The 19,023-nt window shown below is 41.4% G+C and carries 19 protein-coding genes and 1 pseudogene; 8 read left to right on the top strand and 12 right to left on the bottom strand.

Annotated elements, in window-relative coordinates:
* Nucleotides 1–40 precede the first annotated feature (40 nt).
* Nucleotides 41–1,051: a PrsW family glutamic-type intramembrane protease gene (locus CDC37_RS15540; protein WP_157780761.1), complete on the bottom strand. Its 1,011-nt coding sequence runs from the start codon at nt 1,049–1,051 to the stop codon at nt 41–43.
* Nucleotides 1,002–1,919 carry a class I SAM-dependent methyltransferase gene (locus tag CDC37_RS15535; RefSeq protein ID WP_096622944.1) on the bottom strand — a complete coding sequence of 306 codons (918 nt, stop codon included), beginning with the start codon at nt 1,917–1,919 and terminating at the stop codon, nt 1,002–1,004. Before CDC37_RS15535 ends, CDC37_RS15540 begins: the two co-directional genes overlap by 50 nt.
* A 248-nt stretch (nt 1,920–2,167) precedes the next feature.
* Here CDC37_RS15535 and mscL point away from each other — a divergent pair, with 248 nt between their 5' ends.
* Complete coding sequence (gene mscL, locus CDC37_RS15530) at nt 2,168–2,623, top strand: large conductance mechanosensitive channel protein MscL (RefSeq protein WP_096622942.1); 456 nt, start codon at nt 2,168–2,170, stop codon at nt 2,621–2,623.
* 189 nt (nt 2,624–2,812) lie between these two features.
* On the opposite strand, the gene CDC37_RS15525 is transcribed toward mscL, so the two are convergent.
* From CDC37_RS15525 to tnpA, 3 genes and pseudogenes are all read right to left on the bottom strand, one after another.
* Nucleotides 2,813–3,166 carry a XisI protein gene (locus tag CDC37_RS15525; RefSeq protein WP_096622940.1) on the bottom strand — a complete coding sequence of 118 codons (354 nt, stop codon included), beginning with the start codon at nt 3,164–3,166 and terminating at the stop codon, nt 2,813–2,815.
* Entirely contained in the window at nt 3,154–3,510 is a 357-nt protein-coding gene (locus tag CDC37_RS15520) for a XisH family protein (RefSeq protein WP_231943076.1), read from the bottom strand. Before CDC37_RS15520 ends, CDC37_RS15525 begins: the two co-directional genes overlap by 13 nt.
* 193 nt (nt 3,511–3,703) lie before the next feature.
* A pseudogene (tnpA, locus tag CDC37_RS15515) lies at nt 3,704–3,918 on the bottom strand (IS200/IS605 family transposase); the annotation flags it as partial.
* A gap of 65 nt (nt 3,919–3,983) precedes the next feature.
* Here tnpA and CDC37_RS15510 point away from each other — a divergent pair.
* Together CDC37_RS15510 and CDC37_RS15505 are read left to right on the top strand one after the other, a co-directional pair.
* Nucleotides 3,984–5,162 (top strand): RNA-guided endonuclease InsQ/TnpB family protein, encoded by a 1,179-nt coding sequence (locus tag CDC37_RS15510; protein ID WP_096622936.1) that lies wholly within the window; start codon nt 3,984–3,986, stop codon nt 5,160–5,162.
* A 149-nt stretch (nt 5,163–5,311) separates the two neighbouring features.
* Nucleotides 5,312–5,701, top strand: a complete 390-nt coding sequence (locus CDC37_RS15505; RefSeq protein ID WP_231943075.1) for a hypothetical protein — start codon at nt 5,312–5,314, stop codon at nt 5,699–5,701.
* A 278-nt stretch (nt 5,702–5,979) separates the two neighbouring features.
* Here the strand turns inward: CDC37_RS15505 and CDC37_RS15500 are convergent, their stop codons facing one another.
* The 3 genes from CDC37_RS15500 to hpf all read right to left on the bottom strand — a co-directional run bounded on the left by CDC37_RS15500 (nt 5,980) and on the right by hpf (nt 8,259).
* Complete coding sequence (locus tag CDC37_RS15500) at nt 5,980–6,933, bottom strand: PhoH family protein (RefSeq protein WP_096622932.1); 954 nt, start codon at nt 6,931–6,933, stop codon at nt 5,980–5,982.
* A 147-nt stretch (nt 6,934–7,080) separates the two neighbouring features.
* Nucleotides 7,081–7,266: a 30S ribosomal protein S21 gene (gene rpsU, locus CDC37_RS15495; RefSeq protein ID WP_096622930.1), complete on the bottom strand. Its 186-nt coding sequence runs from the start codon at nt 7,264–7,266 to the stop codon at nt 7,081–7,083.
* Nucleotides 7,267–7,602: 336 nt separating this feature from the next.
* Nucleotides 7,603–8,259 (bottom strand): ribosome hibernation-promoting factor, HPF/YfiA family, encoded by a 657-nt coding sequence (gene hpf, locus CDC37_RS15490; protein ID WP_096622928.1) that lies wholly within the window; start codon nt 8,257–8,259, stop codon nt 7,603–7,605.
* Nucleotides 8,260–9,196: 937 nt separating this feature from the next.
* On the opposite strand from hpf, the gene lipB reads away from it, so the two are divergent.
* From lipB to CDC37_RS15480, 3 genes are all read left to right on the top strand, one after another.
* Nucleotides 9,197–9,859 carry a lipoyl(octanoyl) transferase LipB gene (gene lipB, locus CDC37_RS15485; RefSeq protein WP_096626280.1) on the top strand — a complete coding sequence of 221 codons (663 nt, stop codon included), beginning with the start codon at nt 9,197–9,199 and terminating at the stop codon, nt 9,857–9,859.
* 392 nt (nt 9,860–10,251) lie between these two features.
* A complete protein-coding gene (locus CDC37_RS25555; RefSeq protein WP_255408812.1) occupies nt 10,252–10,374 on the top strand; it encodes a hypothetical protein in 123 nt (40 codons plus the stop codon).
* Nucleotides 10,375–10,742: 368 nt separating this feature from the next.
* Complete coding sequence (locus CDC37_RS15480; protein WP_231943074.1) at nt 10,743–10,988, top strand: hypothetical protein; 246 nt, start codon at nt 10,743–10,745, stop codon at nt 10,986–10,988.
* Between the two features lie 32 nt (nt 10,989–11,020).
* On the opposite strand, the gene argC is transcribed toward CDC37_RS15480, so the two are convergent.
* Nucleotides 11,021–12,079 (bottom strand): N-acetyl-gamma-glutamyl-phosphate reductase, encoded by a 1,059-nt coding sequence (argC, locus tag CDC37_RS15475; RefSeq protein ID WP_096622926.1) that lies wholly within the window; start codon nt 12,077–12,079, stop codon nt 11,021–11,023.
* Between the two features lie 281 nt (nt 12,080–12,360).
* Nucleotides 12,361–14,004, bottom strand: coding sequence for an acetolactate synthase large subunit (locus tag CDC37_RS15470; protein WP_096622924.1), 1,644 nt, complete (start codon nt 14,002–14,004; stop codon nt 12,361–12,363).
* A gap of 805 nt (nt 14,005–14,809) precedes the next feature.
* Between CDC37_RS15470 and CDC37_RS15465 the strand changes: the two genes are divergently transcribed.
* Complete coding sequence (locus CDC37_RS15465; RefSeq protein WP_096622922.1) at nt 14,810–15,124, top strand: MGMT family protein; 315 nt, start codon at nt 14,810–14,812, stop codon at nt 15,122–15,124.
* A gap of 445 nt (nt 15,125–15,569) precedes the next feature.
* On the opposite strand, the gene CDC37_RS15460 is transcribed toward CDC37_RS15465, so the two are convergent.
* Entirely contained in the window at nt 15,570–16,127 is a 558-nt protein-coding gene (locus tag CDC37_RS15460) for a shikimate kinase (protein WP_096626276.1), read from the bottom strand.
* 278 nt (nt 16,128–16,405) lie between these two features.
* The gene (locus CDC37_RS15455; protein ID WP_096622920.1) at nt 16,406–17,989 is read right to left on the bottom strand and encodes an NB-ARC domain-containing protein; all 1,584 of its coding nucleotides are present in this window, start codon (nt 17,987–17,989) and stop codon (nt 16,406–16,408) included.
* Between the two features lie 776 nt (nt 17,990–18,765).
* Between CDC37_RS15455 and CDC37_RS15450 the strand changes: the two genes are divergently transcribed.
* A complete protein-coding gene (locus CDC37_RS15450) occupies nt 18,766–18,966 on the top strand; it encodes a hypothetical protein (protein WP_096622918.1) in 201 nt (66 codons plus the stop codon).
* Nucleotides 18,967–19,023 lie beyond the last annotated feature (57 nt).

Genomic DNA, 19,023 nt, shown 5'->3' with positions numbered 1-19,023 from the left:
AAACCAGTAATTGGCGTAGAGACGTAGCAATGCTACGTCTCTACTGATGGCGTGCAGTTGTCAGCAGATAGATATAAATTACCCAACCTACTAAACCAAAGGCAATATTATAAAGAATACGTCCAATTAATAGGGTGAGGGTGGAATATTCCCAAATCCGATTGATTGGTAGTGGTAAAATAGTCTGAATGGTGATAAACAGACCTAAACAGGCATTACCACCCAGCGCCAAAGCAAAAATAATTAAACCGAATCGCCAATAACGGTGGGATGGGGGAAAATATTTGAGCAAATATTTAACTTTTCTCCCTTCAACCAACTTTAAACATCTTTCCATGCGCCAAAATAAATATAACAAAAAAGGGAATAGGCAATAACTCAAATAACGAACCGGAACATTAAAACCACTCGCGATCGCACAAATATTCACCCCAGCATGACAAAGCACACAATCCCCCCAAGCGAGAACAATCTGGGATTTATTCACCCTAAAACCAACCGTTGCAACAACATAAACCCAAGGAACTACAAACATTGCATGGACGGGTGTGCTAATTAACCTCTCGAAAATAGAACTATTCCCATGAAGCAGAAACACCCAACTTTCATGACAGGTAAAACCCAAAGATAATGCAACAGCTAATAAAAATATCCCTGCTGCTGTCATAGAACCAGATGACCGACGCTGCTGTAGAAAGTAAATAGGAATAGCAAAACCAATAAATTTCCCCAACTCCTCAATCGGTGCAACTACCAACAACTGACGTATAACTACACCCCCAAAGGTTGACATCAAATTCTGCCAATAGGACCAACGTAGTAAATTTGTTTCTATTTGCCAACCCACAGCTAAAGCAACCATCCCCACCAACAAACCTGCACAAAAAAAACCGCAAGTTTGCCATGAGGCAAACTTTCCGGTTATCCGTCTGTGGTAATATCCCAACAGGGTTAAAGGTGGTACAACCGACCAAAAAAAATCCGCCATTGATGGGAAATAATTACACAGCTTCCGCAACAATTGTCCGGTGACGGGGACTATTCGGAGCAATGATTAATACTTTAAATCCAGCATTGATAATTGCTTGCTCGATATCCAAACTAAAATATTCATCCAAGTAGGGTTCAGTACTTTTCAGTAATGTTTTCACATAGGTAGGCATTTTTTTGTAAATTTCCGAACCTGGATTCATATCCATGATGCCCAAATATCCACCGGGACGCACTATCCGGCGCATTTCTGCCAAGATTTGCCGAGTCGCACTTTGGGGTAGTTCATGACACAGTAAAAAGATAGATGCGAGGTCAAATGTACCCGGTGTAAATCCCGTTGATTCCGCTGCTCCATGAACCCAGTTAATCGATTGATGCCGTTTGCGACTATTATACTGAGCCACACTGAGAAAATGGGGTGACAAATCTAACCCCGTAATTTCCGCTTGGGGATAGATTTTTTGCAGAGCAAATGTACTTAGTCCAACACCGCATCCCACATCCAGAATTTTCCTGGGAGCGGTTGAGATTTTTGTGGTTAAAATATCATGGTAGGTTTGGCGGAGTTTCGGGTCGCCCTTTGCCCCTGTATCGTGCCAAATTTTAGCGTGAACGGTATAGGCTGCTGGTTCCTGTTCAAATGCGGCTTGCCAATTTAAATTACCATCATCGTAGGCATGGAAAGAAGTAAGGTAATAATCTGGATAGGTAAGTTGGGGATTGCGAATTCGCTGGAAATCCTCGCTCCAATTTCGCGCTGATAGGTCTTTGACTTGTTGGTTCCAATCGATACCTAAGGTTTGAGCGCGGTTAATCATCATTTGTCTAGCTTGATGTTTGGCGATATTACTCAAAGGTTTAATGGCCAAAATGCGATTAATCATCCGCGACGCTAAATCGGGGGAGTTATTTACAACAGCAGTCATAATGAATGTTGAAAATTGATATTTTAGTTGGAGTATAGGCTCTTCAAAGTCCAGTTTACAACTAACTTGAAGTTGACAAAGTTAATTTTTTCTGCATCTGAAAATTTTTGGTTTTACCTGTAACATTTCTCCGGAAACCTGGTAAGATGTCGATAATTAATATTTGGCAAAAACACAGCAATGTGGCAATTGTCTGCTGTTTGTTTTAATCAACGTAACTAAAAAATCGATAGTTTTTCTGTAAAAATATGGCCAGAGCAAGAAGAAACAGTTTTTTAAGAGACTTTCAGGAATTTGCCCTAAAGGGTAACGTGGTGGACTTAGCCGTCGGTGTGATTATTGGTGCAGCCTTTGGGAAAATCGTTTCCTCCCTAGTTGACAATGTGATTATGCCATTAATTAACCCTGTCCTGGCTGCATTTGGTAATGATTGGCGAAATTGGGCAATTGGAGCCACAGAAATTAAAGATGGTATTCCCCAAAATGGGATTCGGATTGGTTTATTTTTGGGTTCGATTGTTGACTTTTTAATTGTGGCTTTGGTTTTATTTATTGCCATTCAAGCAATTCAGAAACTTAAACGCAAAGAAGAAGTAGAAGCAGCAGCAGAACCGACCCCTCCCGACCCAGCAATCGTTGCTCAAGAGCGCTTAACAGCAGCCATTGAACAGTTAGATTTAACCATGCGATCGCGACAAGTTTAATTTGGGAATACAGGAGACAGGGGAAAGTAAGGCGTAAATAAAGCTTGCGATAAGCGGAGCTTAATGCCTTCGGCATATCGCAAAGCTAACAGCTAAAGCCGTATCGCGGCTTTCTTGAAATTAATGGAATTTACAGTCGGATGTTAATGCCAACTATTCATACAGCTTTCAAATAGAACTATAACCTCTTTAGGTGATGGCAAACTCAGTCAATGCGCGTTTATTGGGGTGATGGAAGCCTAAAATAATATCGGTTGTAGGAATACCTGCTGCCAATAAGTCATCAACAATCGCCATGTCGGTGCTATCTTCTTCTACCCAAATTTTACCATTTTGGATGTGAAGGTATAAAATAATGTGCTGTACTCTTTTTTTTCCATCCCAACCGCAACGCAACCACAGGTATTGGTCGCGTTCAGAGTCTAAAATTAGACGCTCGCTAATCGCGGTATCTTTGGCGTTAGTGATTTGAGAATTGGTCAAGTTATAATATTTTTTAATGGTTTCTTGGACAGTATTGCGGTAACTCGTTAACCTATCCATTGCACGATTTGCTCTTGTTGGGTGTCTACTATAATTAATCGTAGGTTATTTTGGCCGGTAATGAGTTGGACTGATGGGCGTTGAAAAAAGTTTAAGTAAACAATGTCGTCGATTGCTAAGTACAAATTATATTCAGGTTCGCTAACTTGGATGAGGTTGCGATAGACGATGTACTGTCCCAAAACATTGTGAAAGTCTTGCATCGGGGATTTGCCAACGAAGCTTTTAATTTCGACAACAATTTTTTGACCTTTGCGTTCTGCGGCTATTGGTTTTTCTGCGGCTAAGTCAGCATATAGTTCAGCGTCTTCGTATTTAATTATATAAGGGTCGGCGATTATCAACCATCCGTCTTTTATCAGGGCATTTTTTACAATTATTGGAGCAGAAAGCCCACCAGCAACAGACTAAAAATCCAAAAAATTTTTAGTCTGTTGAGTCATGCGCGGGGTGGGACGGGCAGTTTGCTCAAGCCGGGAAACCCGTCCATGCAACTGCCCTCATGAATGGGAAGCACCTTTAGGTGCAGTCCCATTGTTAGCGAGTTTTTTGATTGACGATATACTTTTTAATTATCTCACTTGAAGCATCACCCGCAGTCCCACAAAAATAACTTCTTGTCCACATTGAAGGCATTCTCATTAAATGCGGAAATTCTTGTCTTAATACCCTAGAAGTATACCCTTTTAACCTAAACATAATTTGGTCTGGGGCTAGTGTTGGAGGACTGCTAACAAAAGATGTACATGGTCTTCCATAAGCTTGTATCTATCAACCATAATATACTATATTATTTTTGTCATCTCAGGGTCGAGCGATGTTAGTCTTAGAAGCGAAATTGAAGGGCAAAGAAAGTCAGTACGGCTTATTAGATGAAGCTATTAGAACGGCTTTGTTTATCCGCAACAAAGCTCTAAGACATTGGATTGATAACAAGGATGTTAGCAAGAATGACCTTCAAAAACTTTGCGCTGTTTTAGCCAAAGAATTTGATTTTGCTGGCAAACTTAACTCTATGGCTCGTCAGGCTTCTGCCGATAGAGCTTGGTGCGCTATTAAGCGTTTCTATGACAACTGTAAAGCTAAAAAGCCAGGTAAAAAGGGCTATCCGCGATTTAAAAAGCGTGGACATTCCGTAGAATATAAAACTTCAGGATGGGCAATTTCTGCCGACAAGAAGTACATCACTTTTACTGATGGTTTTAAAGCAGGGAAATTTCAGCTAGTTGGAACTCGTGATTTCAGCTTTTATTCTACTAAGCAAATTCAGCGAGTTAGAGTAGTTAAACGAGCAGATGGTTATTACTGCCAATTTTGTGTTGATGCGGAACGCAAAGAACAGCATCAGCACAATGGTAAACAAGTAGGAATTGATGTAGGACTTGAATTTTTCTACACTGATTCTGATGGCAAGACAGTTGAAAATCCCAGATTTTTGCGTAAGTCTGAGAAGTCTTTGAAACGCAAACAACGCAAAGTTTCTAGATGTAAAAAAGGCTCTTCTAATCGCCGCAAAGCTGTTAAAAAGTTGGCGAAAAAGCATCTCAAGGTAAGTAGACAGAGGAAAGATTTTGCTGTGAAGACAGCAAGAACTCTAGTCCAGTCAAACGACTTGGTAGTTTATGAGGACTTGCAGGTGCGAAACATGGTTAAGAACCATCATTTAGCTAAATCTATCAGTGACGCATCATGGTCACTGTTTACTGATTGGGTAGACTACTATGGCAAAGTTTTTGATACTTGGGTGATAGCAGTTGCACCTCACTACACATCGCAAGATTGTTCTGTTTGTGGGACACGAGTTCAGAAATCTTTGTCCACTCGTACCCACAAATGTCATTGTTGTGGTGCAGTGATGCACCGTGACTATAACGCGGCGACTATGATTTTGAACAAAGGATTAAAAAGTACTGTGGGGCGCACAGAATCTAAAGCTTGTGGACAGAACGACCTCTGCTTAAGTGGGGAGACTCCTTTAAGTAAGTCGGCTGAATGAAACAAGAATCCCACGGCTTTAAGTCGTGGGAGCGTCAAAGCATAGTGATATATATCTTTGGCGGGCATGAAGTGGTATTTATTCTATTCTTTACATAAGAGGGTTATACCATTATTTCTATTATTATTCTCTTATTACAAAGAATAAAGATGCACTTTTTGAATGTAGACCTGGAAATCGAGAGCCATCAAAACCTTCAGCCAATTGTTGAAGGGTTGGGAGACAAGGTGATGAATCTTTACTGCGGCAAAGCTCAGGACCATTATTTGGCAACTTTTGAACTGAGTGACGTTTCCGCAGCAGATCCAGACTCTATAATCTCCAATTTCTGTCTATTGATCGAAAACCTTGAGGGTGAGGGGAAGAAACTGTGGGACAGTGCCTTTGCAAAAGTATTTGATATCGGTTATGAAGCTGGATTACAGCCAAGCAGCTATTCGTCAGAGATTAGTCCAGGAACTATAAAAAAAATCTCCATGCTTGGAGCTTCTATACGAGTCACAATTTATCCACATTCGAGCATTAGTTCTGGGGGGTGACAATCTAGCTTCAAAGGTTTGCGCAGCAAGGATTATAGAATAGCTTTCACCCTAAGTATCAAACTAAATTCAGAGCCAAGTTCAAGGGGAAAATAAGGCTTTTGCCCGAAGCTTATTGAGAATAGAATCAATAAAGCTGAAAAATGAAGTTTATCTGAAGTTTATCTTTTGATGGCAAACTAGCTTAAAACTATTGCTGTATCATAGTTTCAGATGTTTTCGTCACCCCCCCAGTTATTTACCATTCCTTTACCATTCCTTGATCAAAAGTCAAAAACTCAACCTTTCTCAAACTTCTCGTAAGCTGCAACGATACGCTGTACTAGGGGATGACGAACTACGTCACGTTGGGAAAATTCACAAAAGGCTATCCCCTCAACATGTTTGAGAATATTAATTGATAGGCTTAAACCAGATTGTTGCTGTGCTGGTAGGTCTGTCTGGGTCATATCCCCGGTAATCACCATCCGAGAACGAAATCCTAAGCGGGTCAGAACCATTTTCATTTGCGCTGGTGTGGTATTTTGGGCTTCATCCACAATCACAAAAGCATTATTCAGGGTACGTCCACGCATGTAAGCTAGGGGTGCAACTTCGATGATTCCCCGTTCCATTAAGCTCGGTAATTTTTCCGGGTCGATAAATTCGTTAATTGCGTCGTAGAGGGGACGTAAATAGGGGTTTACTTTTTGTTGCAAATCTCCTGGCAAAAATCCTAATTTTTCTCCGGCTTCCACTGCGGGACGGGTAAGAATAATACGTTCAAATTCGTTGGCTAGTAAAGCTTTAACCGCTACAACTACGGCTAAATAGGTCTTTCCTGTCCCGGCAGGACCCGTACAAAATACCAAATCATACTTACGTAGTGATTGTAGATACTGGCGCTGCCGAAAGGTTTTGGCCCGGATATCTTCGCCACGACGGGTTCTCGCAATCACATCCCGTTGCATTTCTCGCAAATCGTCTTGACGATGGGTGTCCAGAGCTTGACGAGCGGTAAGAATATCCGCAATCGTAATGGTTGTACCCTGACTCCATAAATCTTCCAGCGATCGCACCAGTTGGGTGACTAGTTCAACCTGTGTATCGGTTCCGCTAATGAGTAATTCCTGTCCTCGAAGTACGATTCCTGCTCCTGTTTGTTGCGATAGGATTTTGAGGTTTTCTTCTGATGAACCTGCGAGTGCGATCGCACTTTCAGCATTTGGTAGTTGTATTACAGCACCCGCCATAGTCATGAAAAAAGTTAAGTAAAAGTAGAGACGCTTGGGACATCAATCCATATTTTGTATGAATGACGACACATGTTAATATTAATTAATTGAGAGGATATTAGCGACTCTACCAGAGCACTTTAGAGCCAAAACGCCCTTGAATCACTAAGCGCTAATTCGACGCATCACCTTGCGTGCTGCTTCAGCTTTGCGTTTACGACGTAGGCTGGGTTTTTCAAAACGCTCTCGACGTTTCACTTCAGATAAAATACCTGCTTTTTGAATTTTCTTTTTAAATCGGCGAATCGCCGAATCGATTGATTCATTTTCTCCTAAACGGACTTCAGCCACTCTCTGTATTCACCTCCTTCAAACAGAGTCAGCATCGTGAATTTGTTGTTTTGATCAATCATAAAGCACAAATCGACTTTTGTGCTGGTTTTTCTGGGCAGTAAAGACAGGTAAGGTTTGAGGGAACATGGGGACACTTGCACAGGAAGGCTCTGCCGACTTGAGCAAAGTGTCCGTCCCATCACTTTTGCGATCGCGGAAGTGAGAGGCTTCTGTTAGTTCAAGCTAAATGGTATCACTCCTTTCGTCTGCTGTTGACAGTTAACTGGTAACTGTTATCTGTCATCCGTCAAACAAAGATAGTGAATATACAATACAACTTAAATGGGCAACAGTTTACCGACGTACAGGGGATGAGGAACTGATATTGGTATGGTGTACCTTCCCGTTTGCTCCATGTCCATTCCCGTTCCCATTTCCGTTTTGAGGACGGGGTTGAATCACTCCATAGCCACCATGATTACGTTCGTAAATCACGTTGATTTCCCCACTTTCGCTGTTGAGAAACATGTAAAAATCATGTCCCACCATTTGTAACTGTTCTAGGGCTTCATTAACCGTCATTGGTGGCATGGCAAAATATTTGGTGCGTACCACTTCCGGTGGTAACTTTGGTTTGCGATCGCCGATTAAATCTTCTACTGGTTTTGGCGATTCAATCCCTAGCTCTACTTCCGGAGCAGGATTTTTCTTGTTTTGTAATTTTTCTTTATATTTTCGTAGCTGACGGGCAATCTTGTCTGCAACTAAGTCAATACTTGCGTATAAATTCTCACTACTTTCTTCGGCGCGGATAACGTTGCGATTTGCGTAAATTGTCACTTCTGCGGCTTGTTTGGGATTAATGCGCGGGTTTTTGGCAACACTTAAATGCACATCTACTTCGTTGGTGATGTTTTGAAAGTGATTTACTGCCTTTTCAATCTTTTGATGTACGTATTCTCGAATTGAATCAGTAATCTCGATATTTTTGCCGTGGATGACAAGCTTCATATAAACACTCCCGCTCTCATAACTTTAACTAAGTTTGCAATTCAGAGAAAATGTCAGAATTTATCAGTAAATTCTGCAAAATCTAGTTTTGTGATGACGCTGGAATTGTAGGGAGAATCGTTGATTGTCTTGTTTTGACTTCAAACTAGAGGCGTATATAGTCTTTTTCTACGCCTATTTGTACTCGCACGTTAAGGCAAAAGTAAAATGGGAAAATAAAGCCTATATTCTAGACTTTCCAACCATTTCTTGCAAATGATAGATTTATGCCTTTTTGTACTAGTAGTTTATTTGCTATTTTCTTGATTCTCAAGTTGGAGTTTCCAGCCCACAACAAAACTGCGGTAGGGTTTATCGCTGTCGCCAAAACAATTTGCGAACTGACTTTGACGTACTGTAGTCCATAGGTTATTTCTGATTTTTCTTAACTACAAAAAACACATCTGACCATTGACATACCAAGCTATATTTGCTAACAAATCCTAACTTGGTGTTTCGGCTTACGACTAGCTCAAAATGAGGAAGTCCCTAAATAAATTATTCGCTATCAGCATATATCGACTCACCACTCTAATCCTCAAAAGTGATTTTCGATTCCATCCAGCGTTACCCACTTTACCAGAGAATTAACTCCTCACCTCGTAAACACAACAGATCCAGTTTGATTCAACTTTCTATGCTTAATTTCTTCTACACTCACCATTTTACAGGACTTTTGTCTGTTGGTGCAATGTTGATTGCAGAGAATTCCTCCCAACACCATTGAAGTTATATATTCAAAATAGCACTTTGTATTTTCTAAATCTGCTTACCTTGATGTTCCTTTACAATCCTTTGCAATCGTTGATAATTCGGGCATCTAAATTTTGCAAATCACACTGATAAATAAAGGAAAATGAAGACCAATTTGCCCGGTAGGGATAGTAAATTAAGAATCATGAATCAAATACCAACAAGGGCAATATGCCACCTGTATAATTGCGGTACGATTTCCTACTTGGAGGCCTGGGAATGGCAACAGCAACTACAACGCGATCGCATTGAGAATCCGGATTTGGCGGATGCGTTGATGGTGCTGGAACATCCCCCTGTATACACTCTGGGACAAGGAGCGACCACGGATTTTTTGCGCTTTGACCCGGAAAATATCCCTTTACCGATTCATCGAGTGGAAAGGGGGGGAGAGGTGACATACCATTGTCCAGGACAAATTGTCGGTTATCCGATTTTGAATTTACGCCGTCACCGCCAGGATTTACACTGGTACTTACGGCAGCTAGAGGAAGTATTGATTCGGTTATTGCAAATCTACGGTTTGGAGGGAGAACGTATTCCTGGTTTTACAGGTGTCTGGGTGGGACAGTACAAAGTTGCGGCCATTGGGATCAAAGTCAGCCGTTGGGTGACAATGCACGGTTTTGCCCTCAATGTTTGCCCTGACATGGGTGGATTTTCGCAAATAGTTCCCTGTGGAATTGCGGATAAACCGGTGGGGAGTTTAAAACAATGGCTACCACAGATAAAAATAGAAGAAGTGCGATCGCATTTAATTGATTGCTTTGCAGAGGTCTTCCAATTGCAAATGCAAACCATGATTTAGGGGTATTTCAAGCAAATTCTCTACAGCTTGTGGGGAATGGGGAGTGGGGAGTGGTGAATAGGGGTACTACCGTTTGACTTTGGAGTTGATATCTGATGAGTTCGTAGTGAGGGGTTTATCCCTCAAATTAAGAATAGAGCTACTACTAAAACCCATCAAAATTAAAGATATGGAGCATTCGTGACAAGCTAAGGTGAAATTGGTTTTGTCAACTCGTAATTATCCTTAAAAGTGAGGTGAAGGAAAAGTATTAAATTTACCTTTGCACTGAGTGTTCAGCGCCAAAATAAATTTATGGATTAAAAATTTGGCGATCGCATCCTTCTAAATCATGTTTATTCACCCAGATTTTGGCAATATTTTGAGCATTATTACTTATTGACAAAAGACCAATGAGTTTAATTTGTCAGCAATGGACATGGAGTACTGGACCAGATCCGAATGTTGATTTTCCGGTAATCCGCAAAAAAGGCTGTAGTATTTTATATATCGTCAATTTATTTAATCCCGAATAAAAATCAAACTAGTACGCCATGTCGTTTAAACAAAACTATCTTTCGGATGTTCGCCAAAGTCAGACAAGAAAATAGTTCATTTTTCATTTTATGAGTTAAAAGTGTGGACGCTACGCGTTTTCCCGAAGGGTGTCGGGAGTCGTGTAGGTGTGTAGTGTCTAGTCTTCTCAAAGAGAAGCCATAGGAAGTACGTCTACGACAACGCTGCACTCATCCCCAGAGAATGGGAAGAAACCACTTTCATCCGTTCTGGTGTACACAGTACATTTAGGCTACTCCCTAATCCCTTTACAGACAACCCGACGGGTCGTCTCTACTCCCTACCTACATTTGTACTAGTCCTTGATTCTGTTTTCTCAGACTGAACCGTGAATGATAACTTCTCCCTGAATCCCTTTGCCAATACCTTTGCAGCGAAAATATCCGCAAACCATGAGGTACATGCAGCACCCCTTGCACCTCTCAATTCTCGCGATTTGATTGCTTTGAGCGAATTGTTTGAGCGCAATGATAGTGATGTCATCGAAGAAGATATCAACAGCAAATTAAAGATGATGGTTCCCGAACCTTCCTGGGAGGAAGACCCCTACGAATTCCTCCGGGAATTTCTGTAAATTACCAAATCCCTGCTGTTATCGGTTATACTTTAAGGATAAAAACCTAACTTGGGTAATCCCACGGTTTCATGCCAACCCATCATAATATTCATACATTGAATCGCTTGACCTGCCTGTCCTTTAATTAAATTATCAATCGCAGACATGACAATCACCCGGCGAGTACGAGGGTCTACCTCAATCCCAATGTAGCAAAGATTACTACCACAAGCCCATTTCGTTTGGGGATAGATACCCCCTTCACAGATATTCACCCAATCGCAATGGCGGTAAAAGGCATTATAAATAGTGATTAAATCATCCCGAACCAGACCAGGGTCACGGAGAGTGGCGTAAACGGTAGCCAGAATACCCCGTACCATTGGCACTAGGTGAGGTGTAAATTGTACAGTGACTTCATGACCAGCGAGGTCACTGCAAACCTGTTCGATTTCGGGAGTGTGGCGGTGACGAGCCACATTATAGGCAGCAAAAGAATTATCCGCTTCTGCCAATAGCATACTCACCTTAGCATCCCGTCCGCCCCCCGATGTGCCAGATTTGGCATCGATAATAGCAGTTTCGGGGACAACTAAACCTTGCTTGAGGAGGGGAGACAGGGCCAAAAGACTAGCAGTGGGGTAGCAACCGGGACAACCGATTAACTGGGATTCGGCAATGCGATCGCGATATAATTCTGGCAGTCCATATACAGCATTAGCAGCCGTGTCCAGATCAACCCGTTTTTTGCCGTACCAAGCGCTGTAGGTATCCAGATTTCTGAATCGATAATCTGCACTTAAATCAAGGACTTTACAACCACGCTCAATTAAAGTCGGAGCCAAATCACAGGCTATACCATTAGGAACCGACAAAAACACCACTTCACAACGACGAGCGATCGCCTCAATATCCACCGCTTCCACCGTTAAATCTACCATCTTCGTCAAGTGGGGGTAAAGTTCCGCAAAAGGTTTACCTGCTGCCTTATCACCACCTAAGTAGACAACCTCCACCTCCGGATGATCCATCAGCAATCGGACTAACTGAACCCCGCCATAGCCTGACGCGCCAACAATACCAACCGGAACGCGTCTAAATTTACCCATCTTCTCACAAATCCTTACATTTGCATCTTGATTGCTCTGGCAAATGTCCAATTATTTTAAAACATTTACCATCCCTGTGCAGCTTTCGTAATTTCCCCACAGCAAAAATGCTGTGGAGAGATTGACAACCGCACCTTTTGTTATTAAACATCAAGATTGCAACTGATGCAGCAGAATTTTGGGGAATTAGGATAATGCAAGTAGAGACGTAGCAAGGCTACGTCTCTAATTTGTCCCCTACAGACTATTCGGTGGGTCGTCTCTAATCCCTACCCTCTGTGCTAAGTAGTACAGCTTAACTCACCTGACTTTTGGGTAAAGCGAGCATTTTCCCGGTAATCAACAGGACAGTCAATGACCGTGGGGACATCTTGAGCGAGAGCTTCTTTGAGAATAGGGATTAAATCAGTGGCTGCATTCACCCGATAACCCTTCAGACCCATACTTTCAGCAAACTTGACAAAATCAGGATTATTGAAATGGACAAAAGAAGAATTACCTTGACCAAATTGATTTTCCTGCTTCCATTCAATTAGACCGTAGCCACCATCATTGAAAATCAAAGTGACAAAAGCCGTACCAACCCGCAAAGCAGTTTCCAACTCTTGACAATTCATCATAAAGCCACCGTCACCCGTCGCAGCGACAACTTTCCGGTCTGGATGAACAATTTTAGCAGCGATCGCGCCGGGAATCGCAATCCCCATTGCGGCAAACCCATTGGAAATTAAGCAGGTATTGGGACTATGGCAATGGTAATGACGAGCAATCCACATTTTATGAGCGCCAACATCGGAGATCACAATATCATCTGGACCCATCACCTGGCGTAAATCGTAGATTAATTTTTGTGGTTTAATCGGGAAACTATCGTCATCTGCATACTGTTTATAATCAGCACGAATATTGTCCCGTAAAGTCAAAGCATAGGGAGTAGGTTTACCTTGACGGTCAGCCACCTTTAAAATTTCATTGAGGGAATCCGATATATCCCCAACCACCTCAATTATGGGAATATAGCTACTATCAATTTCCGAGTGGTTCGCACCCACATGGATAATGGGGATTTTACCGTCCGGATTCCACTTTTTCGGCGAAAATTCGATTAAATCATAACCCACCGCAATCACCAAATCGGTGTTATCAAACCCACAATTCACAAAATCCCGTTGCTGTAAACCAACTGCCCATAGAGCTAAGGGATGGGTATAGGGAATTACCCCCTTACCCATGAACGTATTTGCCACCGGAATATTCAACTGGGTGGCAAACTGGGTTAGAGCATCACTTGCATGGGCCCGAATCGCCCCATTTCCCACTAAAATAATGGGATTACTAGCCTGGGAAATTGCTGCTGCTGCTGCTCGAATACTAGCAAAAGACGCGTAGGTCTTCTCCATTTTATCAATCCGCAGTGGCTTTCCTTCCACGGGCATCGCGGCAATATTTTCTGGTAGGTCAATATGAACAGCCCCCGGTTTTTCCGTTTCTGCTCGTTTAAAGCCTTTGCGCACCACCTCCGGGGTAATACTGGGGCGAACAATTTGTTTATTCCACTTAGTAACGGGTGCAAACATTGCTACCAAGTCCAAGTATTGATGGGATTCAATATGCATTCTGTCTGTTCCCACCTGACCCGTAATCGCTACTAGTGGGGCACCATCCAGGTTAGCATCCGCCACACCCGTCATTAAATTGGTCGCCCCCGGTCCGAGAGTAGAAAGACACACACCTGCCTTTCCCGTCAACCGTCCGTAGACATCCGCCATAAACGCTGCACCCTGTTCATGACGAGTTGTAATAAACTTGATGGAGGAATTTTTGAGTGCTTCTAAAACATGGAGATTTTCCTCACCAGGAAGCCCAAAAACGTACTGTACACCTTCGTTTTCTAGGCATTTGACTAGCAGTTCTGCGGTATTCATTAACCTGTTATCGCCTCTGTTGCTAATTGTGATCGCCGTTTGTGAAGTAATGAGATATTGGTAGAATTCCAGGATAAAGAAAAAAGCGAAAATTAGCCTGAGTAGTGAGGATTAATTAAGGGTACTGATAACACCAAAATGACACTTGTTTCACCACGATTTCTAACAAACCCCTAAAAGTTATAGGGAGTGGGGAGTAGGGAATAGGGAGTAGTAGGTAGATTAACCCGTTACTCTATGCTTATCACTTACTCATCAGAAATGTCGGTTAAGTATCATCACGGAATCAGGTGAAACTCACCCCAGTCTATTTGCTTTTGTTCTTACTGCCATTATGTTTTCTTTAAATATGTAATGGCTAAGGAAATACGGAAATCAGATGTCATACCCTAAATTGGATTTTGAATTATCCTGCGATCGCTCCCCTATCCATCTATCGATTTGAGATTGGGAATTCCTTGTTGTATCATGATTTTGTTTATGCCATGTGTCATATTCTTCCTGGGGAATAGGGTGTAGAGACGCGATATGTCACGTCTGTACGGGAATGAGTTTTTCATGGTTTGGTTGTGTACAAAAGTTGTCTACGATAAGGCTGCGTCTACATGCAGACGCGTAGCGGTAAGACAAGAGGCTGGGGATGATTTGAAAATTGGTATAACCTGTAACTATCTTCACCTATTATTCCCAGTTCCAGCCGTAAAACTACGAAAACAACCAATGGATTTGGGATTAGTTCACAAATCAATATTTAACTTTTAACGGTTAACTGTTAACAGATTTATCCTGTATCCTTTATGTCCCCATGTCCAGTTACGAAAAAATTTACGCAGTCGTCCGAAAAATCCCCTACGGTAAAGTTGCCACCTATGGTCAAGTGGCGGAACTTTCGGGTTTAGCAGGGAAAGCGCGAGTTGTCGGTTATGCCCTATTTCGGGTGGATTTAGGTATTACAGATGTACCGTGGCATCGCGTTGTTAATTATAAAGGTGAAATTTCCTACTCGCCTCTACGTAACGGTGCGGATAAAACCCAAAGAGTTTTGTTGGAGGAGGAAGGTATTGAATTTAATGATAAGGGGAAAATAAATTTACATAAGTATCTGTGGAGGGGGATTTAAAGTAGAGACGTAGAAATGCTACGTCTTTACAATGATTTTGGTTTTAATACAAATTGTAAATAATTATAATTTATACCCAAATTCAGCAGCATCCTGGTTTTTATGTCTTTGACACTCCTCGTCCTAGAAGTGCAAGGATTTTTGAGCTAATCACTGAGCAAGGGTTTTCCCATTTCAGAGAAGATTCGGGTATGCCCGACCCTATCTGTCTGACGACAAAAGCTTTTACTTGTTTTCATTCACCGTTGTTTATCGGCGACTGCGCTATGTTTTACAAGGTTTTCGCTACCATACCTTTTTGTCTCTAATGCCGACTTTCGAGTTCTAGGGTTCAACTCAATTGAGCCATTCACTACCGCCCACTCGGGAAATTCAAACCAATATCAACTTAGCATAAAACTGTCCTAGAAGGACATGGCTCTAAACCCAATTTTTCGGTTAAATTTTAATTCAACGATTCCCGATTATCAGTACTTTTCAAGACACTAGGAATCTGGGTGAGGATTTTATCGGCGATTTGTGTTGGTGTTTCTTGGGAAGAGATGGGAATATGTAAATCCGCTTGAGCATACATGGGTTGTCGTTGTTGGAGGAGCGATCGCAATTTTGCTTCCGGATTGGTATCCTGCAACAAGGGGCGAGATGTATCTTCCGCAAGTCGTTGTATCAGTAGTTCCACTGGTGCATCCAGCCAAATTATTAAGCCGTAGTGCATGTAGCTCCAGTTTTCTTGGTACATGACAATACCACCTCCCGTCGCTACCACCATTTGGGTATAGGTGCTAACTTGAGCAAGGACATTCTTTTCTACGGAGCGAAATGCAGCTTCTCCATCTTGGCGAAAAATTTCGTTAATGCTTTTTCCCGTAGCTTGAACAATGACATCATCTGTGTCTACAAATCGATAGTGGAATTTTTCCGCTAACACTTTACCAATGGTGGTTTTGCCAACACCCATCATTCCCACTAGGTACAGGTTTAGTCCTTGCAATCCGTTACTTATCACGTTTATTCTTGTTTAGATTCACCTTCAATCATTTTCTCCCATTTTGGTGGAGCATGTAAACTATCGTTTTCCGGGAGTCGGGAGTAGGGAATTGGGAGTAGTCTACATGTACTGTTGACATTGTTCATCCAGAATGATTGATAAAAGCATGAAACAACGTATTTTCGATAATCAACATATAGTTATGTAGTTTTTGCATTATGTAAGTTCTAACCACAACCAATAAAAGTGGTTTTTCCCTACTACTCCCTACTCCCTATTCTCTACTCCCTAAATTAAATTGCTTGATGTAAACGGCTTTCGCGGATATAATTTTTCAAATGAGCTTCAAACATGGTTTGATTAACTAGCAAGGAGTTAGCTTGTTGTTGACTCAATAAAAAATTTTCCTCAATCAAGCGTTCAGCGATATATTCAATTAAAACCGGATTTTGGCAAACACTGGTAGTGAAGCTTTCAATTAGCGATCGCCTTTGTAGTAGTTCGATGGCTTCGAGAATTACCCGTTGGGAAACCCGGGGAGTAATTTCTTTTTGGAGTTTGCGTACCGACAAAAAATCTTGATTTAAGGCTAACCAGTACATAATCTGGGTTTCCAGGGTCGAAAGTCGTTGAAATTGACTATCTAAAACAGCGCGTATTTCCCCAAATACCACCGTTCCCTGCTGGATAAACTCGTGAATATTGGCGGCAAATAGCTCATTAATCGCCGTGGCAGCCAATTTTAAAAATAAAGGATTCCCCCCATACCAGTCAATCAAAACCTTGGCTTCGTCATCACTTAACTGGGTCAATCCCTTTGCTCGGAGGATTTGCAAGCTCTCATCCCCATTTAAACCCGTTAACTTATAGCAGCGAACAGGAGACCTATCCCCCTCCAAAGCTGCGATCGCTTCCGGTTTTTCTCTACTTGTCACCAACAAACAACTTTGGTGGGTTGATTCACCTACCCGTCGAATTAACTCTCCATATCCCTCATATCCCGGACGATATTTAATTTGGGGTAAAATTCCTGTATATTCCTCCTTATCGTCCCACACCTCTGGATGACTGCTAGCCAAAATTGCATCGAGATTATCAAATACAATTAAACAGCGTTTTGCTCGCAGGTATTCCATTAACAGGGAAATTCCCCCATCTTCCCCATCCCATAGCACTGCTTCACTTTCAGCACCCAGAATATTTAATAGCTGCGTCAACATGCTTGTAAACGGAGGAGCATTCCGCAGCGATCGCCAAATCAAACAGTCAAATTCCCCCTGTACCTTTTGAGCTAACTTGACCGAAAAAGCTGTTTTCCCCACACCAGCCATTCCCAAGATCAATATTAATCGACATTGCTCCTGTCCTATCCAAAGATGAGCTTGCTCTAACTCCTCTTCCCGACCATGAAATGCTGTCACGTCGATTGCTTCTCCCCAATCAAACTGGGATAACTCACCAGATTTCATAGTTTCAGCTTCTGAATCCGGAAGATAATTGGTCAAGGAATTTTGAGATGCTTCCATTGGGAACCAAGCTTTTTTGTAACCAGCTTTTTCCAATAAATGGGTGACATGACTCCAGTTTTTTACCTTCACTGTTTTCCCAGCTAGGTTGGAAAGCATTTCCTCGATATATTTATATAATCCATTGGATAAGTAAACCCTTACTGTACTACTACTACGACTTTTGTAAACCGTATTGGCAATTTCTGCTGGACTAAAACCACATAATAATCCGCGCAGAAACTTCTTCTCTACAGGAGTGAGAGCTTTCCCCTTCGCAGATGCCAAATCAATATATAACTTTTCTAACTCCCAGCTATTATTTGCTTCGACAAATTCTTCTCCAGTTTGATTAGTATCAGTTATTTCCATTTTTTATATTAATTTTACCTGTTGATATTTTACGTATAACAACGTAATCATATACAAGACCTGCGCAAACGAAAATCGGCAAACAGTATCTTGAGTCGCCTTTTCAAAGATTATCCACCAATTATACGCATTGCGTGTTTCCACCCACAATGTTGTATATACTGCAATATATTAACGATTTTTTCATGAAGACCGAATAAATGAACAGTAAATTTATAACGAATTTAATAACTATCGTTAGGTGACTTAAGAATTATTACTTAGGTATCTTAAAATTTAATGGAAATTTAAAAAAATAGTCAGTAAATTTATCAATAAAAACAAAAACATGGATTCACAAATATGCATTACCAATACTCTCCTCTGGGAAGTTGGTGTAATTATAGACAATGGCAATAAAAATGTACCAGAGGTAGGTGATTAATTTTAACAGACTTGTTCATAAGTAAAACCAAAACAGAACTGACAGCAGAATACAAACAGAATAGGGTCGTAAAAACAGTTTTGAGCTAGCCGGAAAAGTTTAAACAACATATCTCCGAAAAACCAATAATCTGCTGCGAACCCTAACTTGATATTTTGTTTTGTAACGTATAAAAGGTTAAAAACATTGTCAGTATTGACTTTCAATTAGTTTAGGTTCTAGCTTATGGATAGGTCGAATGTAGAGCAAGTCAGATGGCAATCGCATTAGGTGAATTATGATTTCCGGAATCTGCATATGTTGTCATTGGCCAACAGATATTAATATATGTGACAGTTTGAGGAGTGAACCCATGACTCGGATTCGTGATGTGGTCAAAGTGGCTTTAGCAAAAGGTTATCTAACTTTAGAAGCAGAGGAAAGTCTGAGAAAAATGCTCGCTAACCCCTATGATCAGGAGGATTTTCAGGCATTTATGATGCTACAGGAAGCTGCAATGATGGGACAAGTAAAGCAGCAATCACGGGAAATACTAGAAACTGCGCAAAAGTAGAGTCAAAGGAGTTGTGAGGAACTAGTACAAAAAGGCAAAGGGCAAAATAAATTTAAA

The organism is Calothrix sp. NIES-3974 (assembly GCF_002368395.1).
Lineage (GTDB): Bacteria > Cyanobacteriota > Cyanobacteriia > Cyanobacteriales > Nostocaceae > NIES-3974.
This window is presented reverse-complemented; position numbering and strand designations above follow the sequence as displayed.

Coding starts and splice junctions, on each gene's coding strand:
- CDC37_RS15535 (WP_096622944.1), bottom strand. CDS start 1,919: ATGACTGCTGTTGTAAATAACTCCCCCGATTTAGCGTCGCGGATGATT.
- mscL (WP_096622942.1), top strand. CDS start 2,168: ATGGCCAGAGCAAGAAGAAACAGTTTTTTAAGAGACTTTCAGGAATTT.
- CDC37_RS15525 (WP_096622940.1), bottom strand. CDS start 3,166: ATGGATAGGTTAACGAGTTACCGCAATACTGTCCAAGAAACCATTAAA.
- CDC37_RS15510 (WP_096622936.1), top strand. CDS start 3,984: ATGTTAGTCTTAGAAGCGAAATTGAAGGGCAAAGAAAGTCAGTACGGC.
- CDC37_RS15505 (WP_231943075.1), top strand. CDS start 5,312: ATGCACTTTTTGAATGTAGACCTGGAAATCGAGAGCCATCAAAACCTT.
- CDC37_RS15500 (WP_096622932.1), bottom strand. CDS start 6,933: ATGGCGGGTGCTGTAATACAACTACCAAATGCTGAAAGTGCGATCGCA.
- hpf (WP_096622928.1), bottom strand. CDS start 8,259: ATGAAGCTTGTCATCCACGGCAAAAATATCGAGATTACTGATTCAATT.
- lipB (WP_096626280.1), top strand. CDS start 9,197: ATGAATCAAATACCAACAAGGGCAATATGCCACCTGTATAATTGCGGT.
- CDC37_RS25555 (WP_255408812.1), top strand. CDS start 10,252: ATGAGTTTAATTTGTCAGCAATGGACATGGAGTACTGGACCAGATCCG.
- argC (WP_096622926.1), bottom strand. CDS start 12,079: ATGGGTAAATTTAGACGCGTTCCGGTTGGTATTGTTGGCGCGTCAGGC.
- CDC37_RS15470 (WP_096622924.1), bottom strand. CDS start 14,004: ATGAATACCGCAGAACTGCTAGTCAAATGCCTAGAAAACGAAGGTGTA.
- CDC37_RS15465 (WP_096622922.1), top strand. CDS start 14,810: ATGTCCAGTTACGAAAAAATTTACGCAGTCGTCCGAAAAATCCCCTAC.
- CDC37_RS15455 (WP_096622920.1), bottom strand. CDS start 17,989: ATGGAAATAACTGATACTAATCAAACTGGAGAAGAATTTGTCGAAGCA.
- CDC37_RS15450 (WP_096622918.1), top strand. CDS start 18,766: ATGACTCGGATTCGTGATGTGGTCAAAGTGGCTTTAGCAAAAGGTTAT.